At 71.5% G+C, this 12859-nt stretch carries 11 protein-coding genes; 5 read left to right on the plus strand and 6 right to left on the minus strand.

Features of this window, described 5'->3' with window-relative positions; all coding sequences use genetic code 11:
* Positions 1 to 103: 103 nt before the first annotated feature.
* Positions 104 to 610 (plus strand): hypothetical protein, encoded by a 507-nt coding sequence (locus V9G19_RS09080; protein ID WP_462285162.1) that lies wholly within the window; start codon positions 104 to 106, stop codon positions 608 to 610.
* Positions 526 to 1203, plus strand: coding sequence for a hypothetical protein (locus V9G19_RS09085; protein ID WP_462285163.1), 678 nt, complete (start codon positions 526 to 528; stop codon positions 1201 to 1203). Before V9G19_RS09080 ends, V9G19_RS09085 begins: the two co-directional genes overlap by 85 nt.
* Positions 1204 to 1708: 505 nt before the next feature.
* Here V9G19_RS09085 and V9G19_RS09090 read toward each other — a convergent pair.
* Complete coding sequence (locus tag V9G19_RS09090) at positions 1709 to 1969, minus strand: hypothetical protein (RefSeq protein ID WP_462285164.1); 261 nt, start codon at positions 1967 to 1969, stop codon at positions 1709 to 1711.
* 239 nt (positions 1970 to 2208) lie between these two features.
* Between V9G19_RS09090 and V9G19_RS09095 the strand changes: the two genes are divergently transcribed.
* Positions 2209 to 3717, plus strand: a complete 1509-nt coding sequence (locus V9G19_RS09095; protein WP_462285165.1) for an alpha/beta fold hydrolase — start codon at positions 2209 to 2211, stop codon at positions 3715 to 3717.
* Positions 3718 to 3745: 28 nt separating this feature from the next.
* On the opposite strand, the gene V9G19_RS09100 is transcribed toward V9G19_RS09095, so the two are convergent.
* On the minus strand, positions 3746 to 5410 hold the full coding sequence (locus tag V9G19_RS09100; RefSeq protein WP_462285166.1) for a substrate-binding domain-containing protein: 1665 nt from the start codon (positions 5408 to 5410) through the stop codon (positions 3746 to 3748).
* A gap of 48 nt (positions 5411 to 5458) precedes the next feature.
* On the minus strand, positions 5459 to 5779 hold the full coding sequence (locus V9G19_RS09105; protein WP_462285167.1) for a hypothetical protein: 321 nt from the start codon (positions 5777 to 5779) through the stop codon (positions 5459 to 5461).
* Between the two features lie 206 nt (positions 5780 to 5985).
* On the opposite strand from V9G19_RS09105, the gene V9G19_RS09110 reads away from it, so the two are divergent.
* Both V9G19_RS09110 and V9G19_RS09115 read left to right on the plus strand, forming a co-directional pair.
* A complete protein-coding gene (locus V9G19_RS09110) occupies positions 5986 to 6798 on the plus strand; it encodes a hypothetical protein (RefSeq protein WP_462285168.1) in 813 nt (270 codons plus the stop codon).
* Positions 6735 to 9389 (plus strand): cellobiose phosphorylase, encoded by a 2655-nt coding sequence (locus tag V9G19_RS09115; RefSeq protein ID WP_462285169.1) that lies wholly within the window; start codon positions 6735 to 6737, stop codon positions 9387 to 9389. Before V9G19_RS09110 ends, V9G19_RS09115 begins: the two co-directional genes overlap by 64 nt.
* Positions 9390 to 9411: 22 nt before the next feature.
* On the opposite strand, the gene V9G19_RS09120 is transcribed toward V9G19_RS09115, so the two are convergent.
* The 3 genes from V9G19_RS09120 to V9G19_RS09130 form a co-directional block, all read right to left on the minus strand.
* A complete protein-coding gene (locus V9G19_RS09120) occupies positions 9412 to 9780 on the minus strand; it encodes a DUF3995 domain-containing protein (RefSeq protein WP_462285170.1) in 369 nt (122 codons plus the stop codon).
* A 432-nt stretch (positions 9781 to 10212) separates the two neighbouring features.
* On the minus strand, positions 10213 to 11439 hold the full coding sequence (locus tag V9G19_RS09125) for an MFS transporter (protein ID WP_462285171.1): 1227 nt from the start codon (positions 11437 to 11439) through the stop codon (positions 10213 to 10215).
* Between the two features lie 48 nt (positions 11440 to 11487).
* The gene (locus tag V9G19_RS09130; RefSeq protein WP_462285172.1) at positions 11488 to 12831 is read right to left on the minus strand and encodes a cyclic 2,3-diphosphoglycerate synthase; all 1344 of its coding nucleotides are present in this window, start codon (positions 12829 to 12831) and stop codon (positions 11488 to 11490) included.
* Between the last annotated feature and the right edge of the window lie 28 nt (positions 12832 to 12859).

Consider the following 12859-nt stretch of genomic DNA (forward strand, 5'->3'; position numbering starts at 1 on the left):
CACGCAGCCACGCTGCGCAGGTGCGCAGTATCGCTGCGCGACACCTGGGTTCGGCGCGCAGTCCGGGCCACAGTGGCGAGCATTCGGCCACAAAGGAGTGCTCATGTCCGCCGCCCGCTACCCGCTCGCGATCATTGCCGCGCTCTCGCTGATGCCGTATGCCGCTTCGCTCGCCTCGGCAGCACCTCCCGCAGCCGTCCCCCACAGCGCCGGGGCGAGTGGGTCCACCTCGGCTCCCGCCGCGGCCGGGCTTGACCTGAATGTCCTCGTCCTGGACGACGGCGACTCGGGCGTCGCGGCCGTCGCCTCCCGGCTCGATGAGGAGGGCGTGCCCTATACCCGGATCTCCCTCGGCGATTCCGGGCGACCCACCGTGACCGCGGACTTCCTCACCGGCACCGACAACGGCGGCCGCTACGGCAAGTTCTCCGGGATCGTCCTGCCCAACGAGGCGCCGCCGGCGCTGAGCGCCGCCGAGTTGGCGGCGATCGCGGCATACGAGCGCCGTTTTGGGGTGCCCAGATCGTGTCCTACACCTGGCCCAACCCGGCGCTCGGCTTCGACTGGCCGCAGTGGTCGGGGGTGGTCGACGGGATGCGGACGACGGTGACGCCGCAAGCCAAGGCCGCCGGCTGGGGATACCTCAACGGCCCGGTCACCCTGGACGACGGCGACCCCAATGTCGATGAGTCCTATGGCTATCTCGCGCCCGCGCTCCCGGCCGAGCAACTCCAGCCCGGGCAGTCCTTCACGCCGCTGCTGACCGCGCCCATCCCGGGCTCGGACGCCCACTTCAAGGTTCTCGGTCACGGCGTCGTCTCCTGGCTGACCCGCGGGGTCTCGGGTGGCATCTATCGCAACTGGTTCTCGATCCACACCGACGACGTCTTCCTCCCCGACGACCGCTGGAGCATCGAGGGTCACTGCACCCGCGGCGCCGACTGCGATCCCGACGACTACCCCTCCGATATCACCAGCTGGATCCGGATGAAGCCGGCCGATGTCACCAATCTCGTTGCGTGGCAGCGTCGTTCGGCTCGGGCAAATATTCGCTGCGCTTCCTCAACCACACCTGGTCCCACCCGTATCTCGGGTGCGTCCAGGACTGGTCCACCGACCCGTGGCGGTGCGCGACGACACCGAGCGGTGGGACGAAGTGGGTCTCCGCCGACGTCATCGAGAAGCAGATCGTCAAGAACCTGACGTGGGGCAAGGCCAACGGCCTGTCCGTCCGCGCCAGCGAGCTGGTCACCGGCGAGCACTCCGGGCTAAAGTCCTTGCCGCAGATGCCAGTTGACAACCCAAACCTCCCGATCGCCTTGCGCCGCAGCGGAGTCCAATGGATCGCTGCCGACGCCTCCCGGGAGACGGAGGTGCGCCGGGTCGGCAGCGCCCTGACCGTCCCGCGCCACCCGATGAACATCTTCTACAACGTGGGCACAAAGGCCGAGGAGATCGCCGAATACAACTGGATCTACACCTCCCGCGAGGACGGCGGCTCCGGCTGCTGCACCGACCACCCGGCCACCGAGACGTGCATCGAACCGCTTGACCCGGTCACCGGGTTCGACGACTACATCGTGCCGATCGCGACCCGGATCGCGCTCTCGCACATCGCCGCCAACGACCCGATGCCGCACTATGCCCATCAATCCAACCTCACCGAGGACCGCATCCTCTATCCGGTGCTGGACTCAATCCTCGGGGCCTACCGGGCGACGGATGCCGCCAAAGCCCCGATCGTCAACGCCACCCACGCCGACGCGGGCACGGCGATGAACCGGCTCGCGACCTGGCGAACCGCGAAGCCGCGCGTCCGGATCCGGTTGGAGGGTCGGCGCGTGACCGTCACCAACACGAGCACGAGCAGTGTCAGCGCGCCGCTCACCTTCCCCGCCGGGACCCGCCGGGCCACCCGCGCGGCCTTCGGGACGGCATACGCCGGGTCGGCCAGCGGCTGGCTGCGCATCCAGGCGGGTGCCTCGGTGGGGTTTCACGCTGCCGGCAGACCCGGGCTTCACGACCCCGCGGTGACCCGACATCCCTTCGCCCAGGGGGGAGACATCAGGCCGCCCGGGATGCCATGGTGGAGCATGCGCTCCACGAGCCGGACCCTGGCCCTTGTCCTCACCTGCGCCGTCGGCGGTGCGACGCTGCTCGGCACGTCAGCGGCGGCCGCACCGCGGCCGGTTGCCCACCCGAGCGCCGATGACCGCACCCGCGGACTATCAACCACCACCGCTGGTCTGGCGGGAGTGCACGAACTCCACGCTCGTCCAGTTCGGCGCCAAGTGCGCCCTGCTCACCGTGCCGCTCGACTACGCCAACCCGAGTGGCCCCAAGATCAAGATCGCCGTCTCCCGGATCAAGCACACAACCTCGGACGCCGACGCCCAAGGGATCATGCTCACCAACCCCGGCGGACCGGGAGGCTCGGGCCTGGTGTTGTCCGTTCTCGGCAACTTCATCCCCGGCGGGGGCGGGGCGCCATACGACTGGATCGGGTTCGACCCGCGCGGCGTCGGCGAGAGCCAACCCAGGCTCGCCTGCACTGGCGGCTACTTCCCCTACAACCGGCCCGACTACGTTCCGCGGACCGCGGCGCTGCGCGACTTCTGGCTGGCCAAGTCCGCCCGGTATGCCGCGATGTGCGGCCAGGCCGGGGGCGCCCTGCTCGATCATCTGAAGACCACCGACAGCGTCAACGACATGGAGAGCATCCGCAAGGCGCTGGGCGCGAACACAATCAACTACTACGGCTTCTCCTACGGCACCTACCTCGGGCAGGTCTACGCGACCCTGCATCCCGACCGGGTCCGCCGCATGGTGATGGACGGCGTCCTCAACAGCCGCCGCGCCTACTACCTCGCCAACCTCGACCAGGACCGCCAGTTCGACCGCAACATGGACGTCTTCTTCGGCTGGGTCGCGAAATACAACTCGGTCTACCACCTCGGCAAGACGACCGAGGTCGTCCGCGACCGGTGGTATGCCCTGCTGCGCCAATCCCGCCGGGCGCCCTTCGCCGGCAAGGTCGGACCCGACGAGTGGACCGACTCCTTCCTCAGCGCTGCCTATGGGGTGGGCGGCTGGCCCACCTTCGCCGGTGTGTTCGCCGCAACCGCCGGGGGCAACTACGACCCGATCGTCGAGCTGTATGGCGGTGTCTATGGCTCCGGGCCCGGCTCGGACAACCTGTTCGCCGTCTACAACGCGGTCCAATGCACCGACGTCAAGTGGCCGGGGTGGGCCCAGACCAGCCGGGACAACTGGGCGGTTCATCGCGAGGCGCCGTTCATCACCTGGTCCAACGCCTGGTTCAACGCTCCGTGCCTGACCTGGCCGGGCAGGCCCGGGACCAAGGTGACCGTGAACGGCTCGCGGGTGGCGCCGGTGCTGTTCATCGCCGAAACCGGAGATGGGGCGACGCCGTTCACCGGTGCGCTGTTGGCGCGCAGCCTCTTCCCGCGCTCGGTCCTCATCGAAGGTGTCGGCGGGACGACGCACTCGGGCTCGCTGTCCGGGATCGCCTGCACGGACAACCGCATCGGCCGGTATTTGCTCACCGGCCGGCTGGATGCCCGCAAACCGGGCGCATGGACCTCGGACGTCCGGTGCCCGCCTGTGCCCCAGCCGGACCCCACGGCCAAGGCGGCGACGGCCGACCGGCTGCCCACGGCTGTCCGGGACGCGTTGTCGACGGCCCAGCGGCACTGAGGCCGATGCCCCGCCGCTGCCCGGTGGCCTACTTGGTCACCGGCAGCGGCCGGGCGAGCAGCGCCTGGACGAGCACCCGGTCGATGTCTGCTGGGGTGTTCGCGATATAGGACGTGCCGCCGGTCGCTGCGGAGATCCGCTTCAGCGCCCGGGCGTCGGCTTCGCCCATGCCGATCGTGACGATCCGGATTGGACGGTCGGGGTCGAATCGGTCCCGCAGACGAGCCAGCAGGGTGGACAGGCTGATCCCGCCGGTGGTGTCGTCGTTGACCCCGTCGGTCATCAGCACCACCGAATTGACATAGTCCGGCTCGTAGGTCGCGAGCATGTGGTCGACGGCGGCGAGCGTCGTGTCATACAGGCCGGTGTCACCGCGAACGCGTCCGCGAACGGTGCCGAGCAGCCGGACCAGTTCCTCCCGCCGGGTGCGTGCGCCGACCTTGGCGTCCAGGCGCCGCAGGGGGGCCAGCTCCCGCCAGTCCTGCCTCGATCCGGTCTGGGCTGTGGAGAAGACCCAGGCGCCGATCTTGCTGCCGGGCGCGAGATTCTGCAACGCGCGAGAGGCCGACCCGAGCAGGACGTCCATCCGGGTCAGCCCGGCGGTGCCGCTGTCCCAGGCCATCGACCCGGAGACGTCCAGGACCGCGAGCATGCGCATGTCGGTGCGCAACACATGCCATTGCGCGGCGGCCTGGTCGCGCTGGGCCGGGGTGGGAACCGGCAGCGTGGTCAACGTCGGGCCCGGCCGGTCGTCGATCTCGGGCCCCGGCCCGCTACCGTCGGCTGCGCGGAACCCGGCCGAGGTGAGCGCCGCGCGGCTGGCCGCCGAGGCCAGCTCGGTGCGCAGTGCCTCGGCGCTCGCCGCGGCATCGGCGTCGAGGTCGGCACGCCGCAGCCACGGGTAGTCCAAGTTGGTCGTCCCCGCCTTGGGGAAGGTGATGGCGAGCGGAGTCTTCGGGTGCTGCGCGGCATACGCAAAAGCGGCGCGCTCGGAGCTGGGGAAGGCGGGTGCCGCGGCCGGGTCGGCGGCGTAGCCGTCCAAGAGCGCGGTGTTGCTCGGCTTGGTGAAGCGCGACATGACGATCAGCCGGGCCCCGGTGGCGCGGTCCAGCGGGCCCGCCTGCTCGACCATCGAGGTATAGAACGCCAGCCGCGAGGCAGCGTCCCGGTCGGGGTCGGCCAACTGCAGGGGCTGCGTCCCGCGCACGACGCTCGCCCAGGAATCCGGGGCAGGGGCTTCGGCCTGGCCGCTGGGCACGACCAGGCCGACCGGGGAGGTGGCGACCGGCGAGCCGGCGCTCCAGCGGCCGGCGAGGTCGGCGGGCAGGGCATCCAGCCAGGTGCTCGAGTCGGGAACCCACACCGCGGGCGGCTCTTGGGCCATCGCGGTGGTGATCGCGGCGTTGCCGTCGGGCGCGGTGACGGAGTAGCGGTGACACGGATCGGCCGCCCCGGCCCGGCGCGCCGCCGCCTGCGTGATCTCCCGCAGCTCCGGGGCGACGACCACACTCAACGGCTCGGCGCCGTCCGGGCACGACCCGGGTGACGCCGCTGCGCTCGGCCGGCCACCGGCCGATCTTCCGGGGTCATCGTCGCGCAGCGCGAACCCCACGGCACCCGCCGCGACCAGGGCAAGTGCGCCCACGATCGCCAGCACGGGTGCGCGCGAGCTGCGGGCATGTCGGCCGGACATGCCAGCGACCATACGTCGATGACCAATATCGGCACCAATCCCCGGACGCTACTTCTTGCCGGCGCGTGCGTTCTGGGTGAAGGCCGCCGCCTCCGCCTGGACGGCATACGAGATCGTGTTGGGCCCGCCCAGAACGACGATCTTGCCCGGAGCCAGCCGCTGCAACTCGGCCTTGGCCGGGTCTGGGAGCCGGTGGTGTCGGTCAGCAACACCGGCGCCCCGAGCATGCCGGTGCTCCCCGGTCACCTTGCCGGGCTCGCCGCCCGACCGGGGCAGCGCGATCGCCCCGGGTGAGCTGTGCGCGGCCGGGCCGTCGAGTTCGCTCGCCGGCCGGACCAGGGTGCCGCCGCGGGAGACCCGCGCCGGCATACTCGCGCTGGGTGGGGCCGCCGGCGTTCCTGTCGGCTGCTCCCAGCGGCGCGGCGCTCCCGGGACCGGCGAGCAGGAGGGCGACGGCGAGCCCGAGGATGCTCGATCGGATCGGTGAACGGCACACGGTCTGGTGCCGGCGCATGTGTGTGACGCTAGCTCACAGCAAATCCTCGGCGACAGTGGCGCCAGTCAGGAGTAGGCAGATGGCGATTCCCCCGCAGTTCGGTCCCATCGGCCTGACCAGGGTGTCGGCTCCGGACGGCCGGGCGTGGGCGCAGGTGACGCCCAGTGGCGGCATCGCCCGGCTTGAGGTGGACGAGCTCAGCCTGATCCAGCACCCGGCGACCGCGATGGCGGCCGGCCTGTGCAACCTCCACCTGCGCCGCCACGAGGGCGGCGCGGTGCGGCATACGCCGCTCTTTGGCCCGAGCGGACACGGGGCATGGAGCGCCGGTGAGGACACCGTCGTCGTCCGCGGGGAGTGGGACGGGATCGGGTATGCCGCCGCGCTCGTCCTCGGGCCCGGCCCGGTGTGGACGTGGCGCGTGGAACTGCGGAACGCGATCGACCGCGACGTCGAGGTCGATGTCGTGCTCACCCAGGACCCCGCGCTCACGCCGTGGGGTGCAGTGCGCCGCAACGAGTATTTTGTCAGCCAGTATCTCGACGTGACCCCGGTTGACGTTCCGGACCACGGGGTCGCGCTGGCGGTGCGCCAGAACATGCCGGGCGATGCCGCGCCCTGGTTGATCGTGGCCGGGATCGGGGCGATCGCGTCCTGGTCCACCGATGCCCTGCAATTGGTCGACCGGGACGACCCGGTCGCCTGGGCGGGATTGGGCCGGCCAACCCTGCCCTCGACCCGGCTGCAGCACGAACACACGCTGCTCGGGCTGCAGGCCACGCCGGTGCGGCTTGGCCCGGGGAGAGCACGTCAACCGGCTTCGCCGGCATGGTCGTTCCCGACCACCCCGGCGCGAGCGGACCGAGCGACCGGGCCTACGCCGAGCGGGTGATTCACGCCGCGGCGCTCGGGCGCGAACCCGTTGGGGCCGAGATCGGAAACCCCTGTGCGCGCACGCTGTTCACCGACTCCTCCGCGATGGCCACGGACGACCTGGACGAGAGCGACCTGCATGCCCTGCTCGGTGGCGAGGTGCTCGACATCGAGCGCTCGCCCGACGGCGCGACCTGGGCGCTGACCGGCGCCGGTGCCCAGGTCGTCACGCGCGCCAAGGAGGCCGCCGTGTTGCGCCCGCACGGGATAATCATGCGCTCCGGCGACGCCCTGACGCCGGACACCGGGACGCTGACGTCGACGGTCTGGATGGGCGGCACGTTTGCCTCCCAGCTGACCCGGGGCGAGGCCTCCCGGCGCCCGCTGGTGACGCTGCGGCGGACCTATCTGGAGGTGCTGGCCGCCCACGGAGTGCGGATCTTTGTCCGCCCGGCTGGTTCGGACGCGGATGCCGGGGTGGGCGCGGGTGCAGAGGTGAGGTCGTGGCAGCTGCTCGGGCGACCCTCGGCGTGGCGGGTCACGCCCGATTCGTGCACTTGGGTGTATGCCGCCGAGGGCCGGCGCGTCGACGTCAGCGCCGGCTGCCGGGCGACACCGCACGAGGCGTGGCTCGACCTGACCGTGCGCGAGGGGCCCGAGTTGGACGTCCTCGTCGCGGTCGCGATCGACCCGGGCGAGGCCGGCGTGGACGTCGCGGCCGAGCAGGCGACGGTCGTTCTGCGGCAACGCGATCCGTCCGGGGCCGCCTGGCGCCTCGAGACAGCGGCCGGTGGCTGCGGGCCGGCGCCACTCATCGGTGCCGACGAGGTGCTGTGGCGGGATGGTCGGGGGCGGGGCACCCCCTGGCTGACCGCGACCTATGCCGCGACGCGCGCCGTGGCGCTGCGCCTGACCGCGACCGCGGTGCACGCCGTGGAGCAGGTCGCGCCGGCCGAGGACGCGCGAGTCGGCGACGGCTTCACCGGCTGGCTGAACACGGCCGTGACATTGGCGGTCGACGCCTCGGAACCTGAGGATGCCCAGCGGGCCTGGTCGGCGCTGGCGCTCTCGCTGCCGTGGCTGGCACATGACGCGCTCGTGCACTACCTGTCCCCGCGCGGCTTGGAGCAATACACCGGCGGCGCATGGGGAACCCGCGACGTCTGTCAGGGGCCGGTCGGCCTGCTCAGTGCCCTCGACCGGCCGGCGGAACTCCGGGACGTCCTGCTGCGGGTCTTCCGTGACCAGAACGCACGCGGTGACTGGCCGCAGGCCTTCGACTTCCTCCCGCCCCTGCGCGAGCGCGGCCAGGTCGACTCGCACGGTGACGTCGTCCACTGGCCGCTGCTTGCCGCCGGCGACTACCTCCAGGCCACCGGCGATGCGAGCCTGCTCGCCGCGCAGGTCAGCCTCGTGGGCGAGCACGGACCGACCCGACCGGTCAGCGTGGCCGAGCACGTGCGGCGGGCGGTGGCGGCGGTCGAGGACGGCATGGTGCGCGGCGGCGCGTGGCCGGCATACGGGCATGGAGATTGGAATGACGCGCTCCAGCCGGTCGATCCCTCGCTGGCGCGCCGGATGGTCTCGACGTGGACGGCCGTCTTGCAGGTCCAGGGGATGCGTAGTCTCGCGGCGGGACTGCGTGCCGCCGCGGCGGAGGCGGGGCTGGCCGATCGGGCCGAGCGGATCGCCTCCCGCACGGCCGACGCGATCGCGGGCCTGCTCGCCGCGGAGCCGGTGCTGGCGGGTTATCTGCTCCTTGAGGACGGCGCCGTCCGCGAGCGGCTGGTGCGCCCCGGCGATCTGCGCACCGGCCTCGACTACGGGATCTTGCCGTGGATCCACGCGATCACCGCGGACCTGCTCACCCCCGAGCAGGCTCGCCAGCACCTGGCCCTGATTGGGGCACATCTGACCGGCCCCGACGGTGCCCGGCTGTTTAACCGCCCGGTCCACTATTCCGGCGGGCCGATGTCGATCTTCCAGCGAGCCGAGGCGAGCACCTTCTGGGGCCGGGAGATCGGGCTGATGTATGTCCACGCCCACCTGCGCTGGGCCGAGGCGCTCGCCCGGGTCGGCGACGGCCCCGGCTTGCTGCGCGCGCTGGCGCTCGCGACTCCCCTCGGCGCCTCCCGGCTGGTCGTGGCGGCGCGGCCGCGGCAGACGACGACCTATGCCTCCTCCTCCGATGGTGTCTTTGCCGACCGCGCCGACGCCGAGGCACGGTATGCCGATCTGCTCGCCGGCCGGGTCCCGCTCGAGGGCGGCTGGCGCACCTATTCCTCCGGCCCCGGCCTGCTGCTGCGCTTGCTCGTCGAGTGCCTGCTCGGGGTTCGCCGCCGGGCCGTGCGGCTGGAGATCGACCCCGTGCTCGACCCTGCCCTGGGTGAGGTCCGGGCCCGTCTTCCGCTCGACGGCCGCCTCGTCGATCTCGTGCTGCGCCCGGGGAGCCTCGGCCACGGCGTCCTTTCGGTCCACGTCGGCGAGCACGAACTGGCCACCGCGCCGCTCACCAACCCCTATCGACCCGCCGGCGTGAGCGTCGGCCTCGCCGCCGTCCGCTCCGCCGCGGCCGGGACGGCCCACCCCATCCTGGTGTTGACGCGGTGATTGACCAGCGGGTGACGTTGCATCAGCGGGGTGCGACGCGACGCCCCAGCACGGCGAGGCAAAGACATATGGGGGAGTAGACGATCAGGTCCAATCGCCGATACGCCGGCGGGCCGGCGTTGGCGAGGCCGGAGAGCACCAGGCCCGCCGCCGCACGCGTGGCCAGAGCGGCGCTCATGGCACGCACGCCACGCCGGGCGAGGGGATAGGCCTGGCCACCGCGGATCGCGAGTTGAGTCAGGACCGCGCCAGCGGTCAGTGCGCCTGCGGCGGCGTGACAGGCCAATGGTCCGGGGACGGCATCACCCCCGACCACGGCTGCGGCAAGCCGCGCGCGATCCGGCGCCGGCCAAGCCGACCCCAGCCCCCAGGCGGCATGCAGCGCAGCCACGCCCAGGAGGCTCGCCGACAGGATGTGAGCGACGGCCGCAGGGCGGTGAGTTCCGGTCCGGGAGCGGGGCGGGCGTCAGGGCGTCCAGGGCGGCGAGGCGCAGGCACACCGGCAGTGGCCGGCGCGCGGTTGGGTGCGGCCGCCCCGCGGAGGCGGCCGCGACATTGTCGAGCAGTTCTTCGAGGATCTGGTCATGGAGGGGCACGATCAGGTGGCGGATCGCGGCGCAGGGACCGGGCGTGACCGTCGCCGACATCAGTGCCGAGATGGGAGCCCCGGTCGGGTCGATCTACTACCGCTGCGCGACCCGGACGCACGTCCTGATCAGCCTGTGGTTGCGGTGCATTGCGCGCTTCCAGGCGGGGATCCTCGAGGTCGCGCCCGCGCAATTCTCGCGCTCGGCGACCCCCGACGCGGTCGCTGCGAGCCGCGTCAGCTTAGGGAGCCGAGCGTTTCCCGGACCCGCACCCACGGGAGGGCCGCGGCCAGCGTGACCAGGCGGGTCACGGCGAAGGCCAGCGCATAGGAGCCACGGTCGATCAGGACACCGGCGAGGATCGGGCCGACGATCGCGCCGGTATCGGCGGCCATCTGGAAGGCGGCCAGGGCGGGGCCGCCATTGCGGCGCTGACCGACAATGTCCGCGAGCGCCGCCTGCTGGGCGGGGTTGAGCGCGCCCGCACCGAGCCCGGCGACCGCCGAGATCGTGACGAGCAGCGGGAGCGTCCCGGCCAGCCCGGTCACCAGGGTCGCCACGCCGCTGATCGCCAACCCGGCGAGGATGAACGGCTTGCGACCGAGCAGGTCCGAGCGGCGCCCCGCCACGGTCAACCCCACGGCATTCCCGGTGGCAAAGACGGCAAGCGCCGCCCCGGCGACCCACGGTTCGTGGCTGATCGTCGCCGCGGCAAAGAGCGGCAGGATCGCGTTGCGGACCCCGAAGTTCGCCCACCCGTTGGCGAACGAGCTGCCGAGGGCGGCGCGATAAGCATTGTCCTGCAACGCGTCCCGCACGGTGAACGTCGGTCGCTCCGGCGCATCGGAGGCCGGCCGCAGCGTAGCGCCGCTCACCAGCACCGCAACGATTGTCGCCGCGAGGAGCAGCGCAGCGGCATACACCAAGAAGGGCACCCGCAAACCCAGACCGCCGAGCGTGCCGCCGACGACCGGGCCGGCGATCCCGCCGAGCAGGAACGCCGACCCGTATGCTGAGGACACCCGCCCGCGGATCTGCGGCGGCGACAGCCGCACCAGCAGGGCGACCGCCGAGACCGTGAACATCACCGAGCCGATCCCGCCGAGCCCGCGGAAGACGAGCAGCTGCCAGTAGGACTGGGCGAAGGCGGTGGCGCCCGTGGACAGCGCGACGTCGAGCAATCCGCTCAGATAGATGGGGCGTTCCCCGAAGCGCGCGATCAATCGGCCACCACCGGGGGCAAACACCAGCCGGAAGAACGCGAACGCGCTGACCACGATCGAGCTGGCGGTCGCCCCCACCCCGAAGCTCTGCGCGAACTGGGGCAGCACGGGTGTGATCAGCCCGAAGCCGACCGCAATGACAAACGCGGCGGCGATGAGCACCCAGATCTCGCGGGGGATCCGGGGCGGGGCAGGGTCGACGGGGCCGGGGTCAGGAGGGGCGGAGGCATCAGACGGCATCGAGAGGGCAGTATGCCGTCCCCGAGCGTCGGTTGGCCGACCGGCCGCTCAGCCGAGGGCCGCGCGGACCGCCGCCTCGAGCCGCCCGGGCTGCTGCTCGCGCAACTCATAGCGCGCCCGCACCAACGGCTTGTCGACCCGCAGGACCCGGGAGATGTCGATCGGGGTGCCCGAGACAATCGCCTGGACCGGCATGGTGACGATCGTTGCTTCGAGATCGTGGATCTGACTCTCGCCGTAGCCCATCGCCGGGAGAACGCCGGCCGCGTTCGGATACGTCGCAAACGTCGCGGCGATCGAGGAGACGGCATAGGGCACCGGGTCGACGATGTCGGCCACTCCTGCGGCCCGGGCCCCGACGACGCCGGCGCCGAAGCTCATCGACCCGTGCGTTAGGGTCGGGCCGTCCTCGATGACGACGACGCTCTTGCCGGCTACCGTCTCGGGGTGCTCCAAGGTGACCGGGGAGTCGCATCGCAGGATCTGGGCGCGCGGATTGAGTTTGGCCACAGTGCGTTCGACGGCCTCCACATCCTCCAGCGCCGCGGAGTCGCACTTGTTGACGATCACGATGTCGGCCATCCGGACATTGGTTTCGCCGGGGTGATAGGCGGCCTCGTGCCCCGGCCGCAGCGGGTCGGCGAGCACGATATGCAGATCGGGGGCATAGAACGGCGTGTCGTTGTTGCCGCCGTCCCACAAGATGACGTCCGCCTCCTGCTCGGCCTCCCGCAGGATCCGCTCGTAGTCGACCCCGGCATAGACGATGCAGCCGTTGTCGATGTGCGGCTCGTACTCCTCGCGCTCCTCGATCGTGCACTTGTGCCGGTCGAGGTCGGCATAATCCGCGAACCGCTGGCAGGCCTGGGCGGCCAGATCGCCATAGGGCATCGGGTGACGGACCGCCACGACCTGTTTGCCGAGATCGCGCAGGATCCGGGTCAGATAGCGGGTGGTCTGGGACTTGCCGACGCCGGTGCGCACCGCGGTCACCGCTATCACCGGTTTGCTGGAGCGCAGCATCGTCGTGCGCGAGCCGTGCAGCACGAAGTCGGCGCCCGCGGCGACGGCCCGCGAGGCCAAATGCATCACCTGGGTGTGCGGCAGGTCGGAGTAGGCGAGGACGACCGTGTCCACCTCCTCCCGGGCAATGACGTCGGTGAAGATTGCCTCGTCCAGGACGGGAATCCCGTTGGGGTAGTAGGGCCCGGCGAGCTCCGCCGGATATATGCGATCGTCGATGTCGGGGATCTGCGTTGCGGTGAAGGCGACCACCTCGACCGCGGGGTTATCGCGATACCGGACGTTGAAATCGTGGAAATCGCGACCGGCCGCCCCGAGGATGAGAATGCGGCGTCGGGCGGGAGCCGATGCGGACGAGGGTGCGACCATGGTGGTACTCCGGTGCGGCTGCGGCCGA

It is taken from the genome of Nostocoides sp. (genome assembly GCF_037045025.1).
In the GTDB taxonomy this organism is placed as follows: Bacteria; Actinomycetota; Actinomycetes; order Actinomycetales; family Dermatophilaceae; genus Nostocoides_A.

Bases quoted from the DNA above. Each gene is read 5' to 3' on its own strand.
- V9G19_RS09080 (WP_462285162.1), top strand. From the start codon at position 104: ATGTCCGCCGCCCGCTACCCGCTCGCGATCATTGCCGCGCTCTCGCTG.
- V9G19_RS09090 (WP_462285164.1), bottom strand. From the start codon at position 1,969: ATGCGCAGCCAGCCGCTGGCCGACCCGGCGTATGCCGTCCCGAAGGCC.
- V9G19_RS09095 (WP_462285165.1), top strand. From the start codon at position 2,209: ATGACCGCACCCGCGGACTATCAACCACCACCGCTGGTCTGGCGGGAG.
- V9G19_RS09100 (WP_462285166.1), bottom strand. From the start codon at position 5,410: ATGTCCGGCCGACATGCCCGCAGCTCGCGCGCACCCGTGCTGGCGATC.
- V9G19_RS09105 (WP_462285167.1), bottom strand. From the start codon at position 5,779: ATGCCGGCGCGGGTCTCCCGCGGCGGCACCCTGGTCCGGCCGGCGAGC.
- V9G19_RS09110 (WP_462285168.1), top strand. From the start codon at position 5,986: ATGGCGATTCCCCCGCAGTTCGGTCCCATCGGCCTGACCAGGGTGTCG.
- V9G19_RS09115 (WP_462285169.1), top strand. From the start codon at position 6,735: ATGGTCGTTCCCGACCACCCCGGCGCGAGCGGACCGAGCGACCGGGCC.
- V9G19_RS09125 (WP_462285171.1), bottom strand. From the start codon at position 11,439: ATGCCGTCTGATGCCTCCGCCCCTCCTGACCCCGGCCCCGTCGACCCT.
- V9G19_RS09130 (WP_462285172.1), bottom strand. From the start codon at position 12,831: ATGGTCGCACCCTCGTCCGCATCGGCTCCCGCCCGACGCCGCATTCTC.